The sequence below is a fragment of the Candidatus Streptomyces philanthi genome, from assembly GCF_059553635.1.
Genome location: NZ_JCANQV010000266.1, coordinates 1 through 7,934 on the forward strand (window position 1 = coordinate 1; position 7,934 = coordinate 7,934).

At 72.2% G+C, this 7,934-nt stretch carries 5 protein-coding genes and 1 pseudogene; 3 read left to right on the top strand and 3 right to left on the bottom strand.

Going from position 1 to position 7,934, the window contains the following annotated elements:
* The coding region (locus AC51EU_RS23995) for a YfhO family protein (protein WP_496269126.1) at positions 1–801 on the bottom strand (801 nt) is incomplete at its 3' end.
* A gap of 276 nt (positions 802–1,077) precedes the next feature.
* Here AC51EU_RS23995 and AC51EU_RS24000 point away from each other — a divergent pair.
* The 3 genes from AC51EU_RS24000 (at position 1,078) to AC51EU_RS24010 (ending at position 6,321) form a co-directional block, all read left to right on the top strand.
* Positions 1,078–3,969: a bifunctional glycosyltransferase/CDP-glycerol:glycerophosphate glycerophosphotransferase gene (locus AC51EU_RS24000; RefSeq protein WP_496269127.1), complete on the top strand. Its 2,892-nt coding sequence runs from the start codon at positions 1,078–1,080 to the stop codon at positions 3,967–3,969.
* The gene (locus tag AC51EU_RS24005; protein ID WP_496269128.1) at positions 3,966–5,114 is read left to right on the top strand and encodes a glycosyltransferase; all 1,149 of its coding nucleotides are present in this window, start codon (positions 3,966–3,968) and stop codon (positions 5,112–5,114) included. The genes AC51EU_RS24000 and AC51EU_RS24005 overlap by 4 nt, the downstream gene beginning before the upstream one ends.
* Before the next feature lie 76 nt (positions 5,115–5,190).
* A complete protein-coding gene (locus tag AC51EU_RS24010) occupies positions 5,191–6,321 on the top strand; it encodes a glycosyltransferase family 2 protein (RefSeq protein ID WP_496269129.1) in 1,131 nt (376 codons plus the stop codon).
* 61 nt (positions 6,322–6,382) lie between these two features.
* Here AC51EU_RS24010 and galE read toward each other — a convergent pair whose 3' ends face one another.
* Both galE and AC51EU_RS24020 read right to left on the bottom strand, forming a co-directional pair.
* Entirely contained in the window at positions 6,383–7,363 is a 981-nt protein-coding gene (gene galE, locus AC51EU_RS24015) for a UDP-glucose 4-epimerase GalE (RefSeq protein WP_496269130.1), read from the bottom strand.
* Between the two features lie 53 nt (positions 7,364–7,416).
* A pseudogene (locus AC51EU_RS24020) lies at positions 7,417–7,934 on the bottom strand (transferase); the annotation flags it as partial.

Here is a 7,934-nt window from a genome sequence, read left to right on the forward strand (position 1 = left end):
CAGCACCCCGGCACCGCCCATGGTGACGGCGCGGCCCGCCGCCCGCAGCCTCTCGCGGCCGGAGAGCCGCATGGTCAGCAGCCGTACGGCGAGGACCAGGGCCATGGCGAGGGTGGCCATCGCCGCGGTGTAGAAGTTCCCGGCCCAGGCGGCGGCGACCAGCAGGGTCCCGGCCGGCCAGCGGCGCCCGCGCAGGCACCAGTCGGCGGCGATGCCCAGCAGCGGCAGCGCCACCACGCCCCACATCCACATCGGGTCGGCGTGCCCGTCCACCAGCACCCACGCGCTCAGCCCGTAGCCCGCCGCCACCAGCGCCCGCAGCACTCCGGGGCCGGGGCGCAGCCTGCCGAGGAGGACGGCCATCAGGGCGCTGCCCAGCCCGATGCTCAGCAGGGTCACCAGGAACACCGGCAGGTCGGCGAGTTCGCGGGGGAAGAGGACGACGAGCCAGGAGAACGGGTTCATCAGATAGGTGAGGAAGTCGGCGAGGAAGGGGACGCCGTAGCCGCTGCCCCAGTTGAAGAAGAGGTCGCCGGTGGTGGCGTGGTGCGCGAGGTCCCACAGCCGGGCGTGGAAGGGGACGAACTGGTTGCCGAGGTCGTTGACGGCGCGGGAGCGGGGCCCGAAGGGGTAGCCGCCGTGGACGGCGAGCGCCAGGCAGTACGCGCCCATCGGGACCAGGGCCGCGAGCCCGGGGGCGCACATCCTTTCCCATGCTTCGGCGGTGGGCCACTTCACCCCGCCGTCGCGCAACCGTACGAGCCGGTACCGCCTCTTGGAGGGGGAAGGCGTCGACTCCACAGGCTCTTCTCCAGGCTCACCGGATGTCAGGTCCAAGGTATATGTCCGGGGAGTCCGTTTCATTCTCCTGGAGTGGTGGCGTGCGGTGGTCACGCCGCCCGGCGGACGCGCGTCACGGCGTCCACGGGTCGACGGCCCTCGCGCGGCCGCACCACGAGCGCACGGCGCGGCACCGGTAATGCCCCGTAAAAATCGCACACCGGGATGTCCGGTATTACAGGCTGTAGTCGATCGTGCACGGTATTTTGAGGGCCCGCACGGCAAGGAACACAACAGATGATTGGGGTGCCCGTGCCTGACGTCTCCGTAGTCGTGATCGTCTACAACGACGCCGACCGGCTGCCGACCGCCGTCCGGTCCGTCCTGGACCAGACCCTCCACGGCGTCGAGGTCGTCATCGTCGACGACCACAGCACGGACAGATCCTTCACCGTCGCCCGGGAGCTCGCCGCGGCCCACCCCGACCGGGTGCGCGCCTTCCGCCTCCCCGAGAACAGCGGCGGCTGCGGCGCCCCCCGCAACCACGGCATCGACCGGGCCCGCGGCACCTACGTCATGTTCCTCGACAGCGACGACGTCCTGGAGCACAACGCCTGCCGCAACATGCTGGAGGCCGCCGAACGCAGCGGCGCCGACCTCGTCTCCGGCATGTGCGTAAGGGTGCACGCCGACACCCGGCTGAAGAAGCAGGTCGAGTGGTACCCCTGGCTCTACTCCAGGACCCGTACCCTCGACTCCGTCTCCGAACTCCCCGACCTGCTGGTCTTCGACACCCTGTCGACCAACAAGCTCTACCGCCGGGAGTTCCTGCGCGAGGCCGGCCTGGAGTTCCCCGTCGGCATCCACTACGAGGACCTGCTGTTCTCCGCCCAGGCGTACGTCGCCGCCCGGCGCATCACCCTCATCCCCAACCACGTCTACTTCTGGAACGTCTTCGAGAAGGCGGCGACGAAGTCCATCAGCAACCGGCGGCACGAGATCGCCAACTTCGCCCACCGCATGGAGATCCACCGCCGGGTCGACGAACTTCTCGCGGACAAGGGCCTGGACGAGCTCAAGTTCCACAAGGACGTCAAGTTCCTCAAGCACGACCTCGTCCTGCACCTGCGCGACCTGCCGCTGCTGGACGAGGACTACCGCCGCGAGTTCGCCGCCATGGCCAACGGCTACCTCGGCGGCATCGACCCCGCCGCCTACCGCCGCGTCCAGCCGATACAGGCCATCTGCGCCTACCTCCTCGCGAAGGAGGACTGGGACGCCCTGATGCCCGCCGTCGACACCCTCATCAACCGCGACAAACTCTCCAGCCCCCTCACCGAACGGGACGGCCGTGTCTACTGGACCGCCCGCCACCTCGACGACCCCGAGGGCCGCCGCGTCCTCGACGTCACCGACGCCGGCTACCACACCCGCCCGCTGGGCAAGCTGTTCCTCCGCAACCAGCTCACCGCCTACGAGGACGACGGCCGCGGCACCGTCGAACTGACCGGCGCCGTCGTCAATCCGCTCGGCCAGTTCACCCGCGCCGGCCGGCTCCGCGGCCGCCTCGAACTACGGGCCCGCCGCCGCAGCCTCCAGACCTTCACCTTCCCCCTGCACACCCTCGACCTCGACGGCGACCACCTCCGCTGGCAGGCCACCCTCGACCTCTCCCGCAGGCTGCGCCCCCTCGGCGTCATCGACGCCGTCTGGGACGTCCGGCTCATCCTGGAGGCCGACGGCGAGACCACCCGCACCCGCCTCACCGTCGGCGGCGTCGACCTCGACCGGGCCCACGCCCTGCGCGTCCGCCCCCGGCTGACCCGGCTGGTCTCCGACCGCGTCGAACCCTCCGTCTCCCGCCGCGGCCACCTCACCTTCGTCCTCCACGCCCAGGGCCGCGCCGCCCGCTCCACCCAGAAACTCCTCGGCCAGGCCCTGCGCAGCCAGGCCGCCACGCTCGCCAAGACCGGCGTCCGCAAGGCCCGCAAGGCCAAGCGCGACCTCAACTCCGGCCGCACCAAACTCCGCGTCTACCACGACGTGTTCTGCAAGCTCCCCGTCCGCAAGGGCCTGGTCGTCTTCGAGTCCCACCTCGGCAAGCAGTACAGCGACAGCCCCCGCGCCCTCTACGAGGAGATGCGCCGCCAGGGCATCGACTTCGAGGCCGTCTGGAGCTACTCCGGCAGGAAACCCGAGGGCTTCCCCGAGGACGCCACCCTCGTCGAACGCTGGAGCTGGCCGTATCTGCGGGCCCTGGCCCAGGCCGAGTTCTGGATCGACAACCAGGGCTTCCCCCTCAAGCTCACCAAACGCCCCCAGACCACCTACATCCAGACCTGGCACGGCTCCGCCCTCAAGCGGATGGGCTTCGACGAACCCCGGCTGCGGCTCCAGTCCCGCGCCGCGAAGGAGGCGTACCAGCAGGTCCTCGACCGCTTCGACCACTTCCTCGTCCGCACCGAGCACGACGTCACCACCCTCGCCCGCGCCTTCCGGCTGCGCCCCGAGGTGCTGCTGCGCACCGGCTACCCCCGCAACGACGCCCTGGTCGCCGCCCGCGCGGCCGAGGAGAGCGGCGGCGAACGCGTCCGCGGCCCGCTCGCCGCCGAACTGGGCATCCCGGACGACAGGACGGTGCTCCTCTACGCGCCGACCTTCCGCGCCCGGCCCAACGGCTCCGTCGCCCCCTTCGAACTTCCCTTCGACGCCGATGAGTTCGCCACCCGTTTCGGTGACCGCTACGTCCTGCTGATCCGCTCCCACTACCTCAACACCGTCGTCCTGCCCCCCTCCGTCCGCGGCACCGTCATCGACGTCACCGGCCACCACGACATCACCCCGCTGATGACCCTCGCCGACGCGCTGATCACCGACTACTCCTCGGTGATGTTCGACTACGCCCTCCTCGACCGGCCGATGATCTTCTTCGCCCACGACTACGAGGAGTACGCGAACGAGGCCCGCGGCACCTACTTCGACCTCGCGACCACCGCCCCCGGCCCGTTCGTCCGCGACCAGGACGCTCTGTTCGCCGCGCTCGACCACCTCAAGGTGGCCGACACCGAACACCGTGAGGCCCGCGGGGCGTTCGTCGCCGCCTACGGCGAGTACGACAGGGGGGACGCGGCCCGCCGCGTCGTCGACAGGTTCTTCGGTGCCGCACACCGCGAAGGAGACCCCAAGTGACCGGGCGTGACCTCTACTTCGTCTGCAACAACGTCAACGAGATCGGCGGGGTGACCACCTGGACCCACCAGATGGCCCGGCTGTTCGCCGAACGCGGCCACCGCCCGCACGTCATCGGCATCGTCCCCGCCCCCGAGGACCACCGCGCCGACCTGGGCGAGGTGGACTACCCCACCACCACCCTCTACAGCGAACACCCGCCCAAGGCCGTCCCGGCCCGCGGCGTCAGCGGCCGGCTCAACCTCGCCGAACGCCGCCGCCGCGCCGCCCGCGAAGCGGGGATGCTCGCGGCCGCCCGCGAGATGTCGGCCCGGTTCGCCGCCGCGGGCCCCGGCGGCATCGTCGTCGTCACCCAGATCTGGGCCATGGAATGGGTACGGCTCGCCGACACCGCGGGCATGCCCGTCATCGGCATGAGCCACGAGTCGTTCGACGCCTGCCGCAACTCCTCCCGCTTCGCCCGCGTCCGCCGCCACTACCGCGACGTCGACCGGATGCTGGCACTCACCCGCGAGGACGCCGACCGGTGGATCCGGGCCGGCATGGACAACGCCGACTTCATGCCCAACCCGCTGCCCCTGATGCCCGAGGACCCCTCCCCGCGCACCGAGAACGTCGTCGCCAGCATCGGCCGGCTCTCCGACGAGAAGGGCGTCGACCTCCTCCTCGACGCCTGGGCCCTGCTCGCCCCCCGCCACCCCGACTGGCTGCTGCGGATCTACGGCTCCGGCGAGGACGAGGAGATCCTGCGCAAACAGCGCGACACCCTCGGCCTGGAACGCTCGGTGGAGTTCATGGGCCGCACCGGCGACGTGCCCGGCGCGCTCCGCGGCGCCTCCGTCTTCGCCCAGGCGTCCCGCGCCGAGGGCTTCCCGCTGTCGCTGATGGAGGCGATGGCCGCCGGGGTGCCGTGCGCCGCGTTCGACTGCGCGCCCGGCGTCCGCGAGATCGTACGCCACGGCGAGGACGGACTGCTGGCCACCCTCGGCAACGTCAACGAACTCGCCGACCACATCGGGACACTGATCGCCGACAAGGAACTGCGCGACCGGTTCGGCGAAGCGGCCAGGGAGAACGTCCGCCGCTACTCCACCGACCGGATCACCCGGCGCTGGGAGGACCTCTTCGCCTTCCTGGAGCGCTGAAACGGGGCCGGGCGGGCCCGCCGGACGGCGGGGCCCGCCCGGCCCGGCGGCCCCGCCCGGACCACCGAGGACGACCATGGCCCCACAGCCCCCACAGCCCCCGCAGCCCGCCGCACCGCCCACCGTCAGCGTCGTCGTACCGGTGCACAACACCCTGCGCTACCTCCCCCGCTGCTTCGACTCCCTCTTCGCCCAGACCCTCGGCCCCCACCGCACCGAGATCATCGCCGTCGACGACGGCTCCACCGACGGCAGCGGCCCCTGGCTCGACGAACAGGCCCGCCGCCACCCGCACCTGACCGTGGTCCACGAGCCGCCCTCCGGCGGCCCCGGCCGCCCCCGCAACCTCGGACTCGACCGCGCCACCGGCGAGTTCGTGTTCTTCGCCGACTCCGACGACCACCTCGGCCCCGAGGCCCTGGCACGGCTCGTCGCGATGGCCCGCGCCCACGAATCCGACGTGGTCTACGGCAGGATCGTCGGCGCCGACGGCCGCGACGCCCCCGTCGACCTGCGCACCACCAGCGGCAGCGTCTCCGTCTTCGACTCCCCGGTCTACTGGACGCTCGCCGCCTACAAACTCTTCCGGCGCTCCTTCGTCACCGAGCACCGGCTGCGGTTCACCGAGGGCCGCGCGCTCGCCGAGGACCTGCCGTTCGGCATCGCCGCCGTGCTGCGCGCCCGCACCGTCTCCGTCGTCGCCGACTACGACTGCTACTACCTGCACGGCCGCGACGACGACAGCAACGCCAGCCGCCAGGACCTCGACTGGCCCGACCACCTCGGCTACCTCGCCACCGTCCTCGACCAGGTCACCGACACCGTCGCCCCCGGACCCGACCGCGACACGCTGATGGTGCGGCACTTCCACGGCGAGATCCTCGCCGCGTTCGCCGCCCCCTACCTTGCCCGCGACGACGCCGGCCGCCGCGCGATGGCCGACGCCGCCCGGCCCCTGGTCGCCCGCCACCTCACCGACCGGGTACGGGCCGCCCTCCCGCCCCGGCTGCGACTGCGCGCCCACTGCCTGCGCGAGGGGCTCGTCCCCGAACTCACCGCCGTGATCCGCGCCGACACCCACGCCGTCCCCGGCCCGCCGCACCGCGACCCCGACGGCCGGACCTACGCCGCCTACCCCTTCTTCCGCGACCCGGCCCACCCCATCCCCGACGCCTGCTACGACCTCGCCGTGCGCCCCGTCCGCTGACACGGCGAAGCGGCCGGCGACGCTCCCCGCGCCCCCGGCCGCCCGTGTGCCCCTGTGGTGCTCAGCGCGCCTCGGGGTGGTGGTACCGCCAGCCCTCCCACGCGGAGGTGATCATGTCGCGGACGTCGTGGTGCGCCTTCCAGCCCAGCACCGCCGCGGTCCTCTCACCGGACGCCACCACCCGGGCCGGGTCGCCCGCCCGGCGCGGCGCGACCTCGGCGGCGAGATCCCCGCGCCCGGTGACCTCGATGATCAGGTCGATCATCTCGCGCACCGAAACGCCCTCGCCCCGCCCGATGTTGAGCGTCAGGTCCCGCACCGGGCCCGGCTCGGCGAGTTTGCGGGCCGCCACCAGATGGGCGTCCGCGAGATCCGCGACATGGATGTAGTCACGGATGCAGGTGCCGTCGGGCGTGTCGTAGTCGTCGCCGAAGATCAGCGGCGCGGCGCCCTGGGTGAGCTTCTCGAAGACCATCGGCACGATGTTGAACACCCCGGTGTCCGCCAGCTCCGGCGCCGCCGCGCCCGCCACGTTGAAGTAGCGCAGACAGGCGGTGCTGATGCCGTGCGCCCGGCCCGCCGCACGGGCCATCCACTCGCCGACGAGCTTGGTCTCCCCGTACGGGTTGATCGGTGCGCACGGCGTGTCCTCGGTGACCAGGTCGACGTCCGGCATCCCGTACACCGCCGCCGACGACGAGAACACGAAACGCCCCACACCGCCCGCGGCCAGCGCCTCCAGCAGCGTCTGGAGACCGTGGACGTTCTCGCGGTAGTAGTGCAGCGGCATCGCCACCGACTCCGCGACCTGCTTCTTCGCCGCCAGGTGCACCACATCGGTCACCCCGTGCTCGGCGATGACACGGTCCAGCAGCGCCCGGTCCAGGATCGAGCCCTTGACCAGCGGCACCCCCTCCGGAATCCGGGACGGTACCCCCGTCGACAGGTCGTCCAGCACCACGACCGGCTCACCGGCATCGTGCATGGCCCGTACGACATGGGCACCGATGTAACCGGCACCACCCGTGATCAAGTAAGACATAACCGCATCCTAGGCTCGGGAACGTCGGGAAAAGATGAGGACGGGCGGACGGCTCAGCGCCGCAACCGGCGCGCCGCGATCCGCCACACACTGCCAAGGCCGGCCGCCAGCCGCAGCGCCAGCGCACCGCCCGTCGTCGCGTACGGCTGCGCCAGCAGGACCCCGCGACGCCCACCGGGCAGCATCCGGCGGCGCAGCCCCGGGCCCGCCGCCCGCGGCGCGACACGCAGCACCGAACCGTCGGCGCAGCGCACCAAGGCCGTCACGTCCCAGGAGTCCGGCTCCGCCGAGCGGCCCCCGCGGACGGCCAGCGAGGCGAGGTCCAGCACCACCTCCGCGGTCCAGGACCCGTCCGCCGGGGTGAGCGCGGCGGTGCGCACCACTCCGCGCCGGTCGCCGGTACGCCGCCGCAGCTCGACATCGATGCCGCGCGGCCCGGCCGGGGCCAGCCGCCCGTACAGGTCGTGCACCCGCAGCCGCAGTGTGCTGCGACGGCCCAGCACCGGCTCCGCGTCCACGGCCACCGGCAGCTCCTCGACCGGCAGCGCCTCCAGCCCGTCCAGGACCGCCT

What these genes read in the sequence shown, in the direction of transcription:
- AC51EU_RS24000 (WP_496269127.1), top strand. Translation starts at nt 1,078, where the DNA reads ATGATTGGGGTGCCCGTGCCTGACGTCTCCGTAGTCGTGATCGTCTAC.
- AC51EU_RS24010 (WP_496269129.1), top strand. Translation starts at nt 5,191, where the DNA reads ATGGCCCCACAGCCCCCACAGCCCCCGCAGCCCGCCGCACCGCCCACC.
- galE (WP_496269130.1), bottom strand. Translation starts at nt 7,363, where the DNA reads ATGTCTTACTTGATCACGGGTGGTGCCGGTTACATCGGTGCCCATGTC.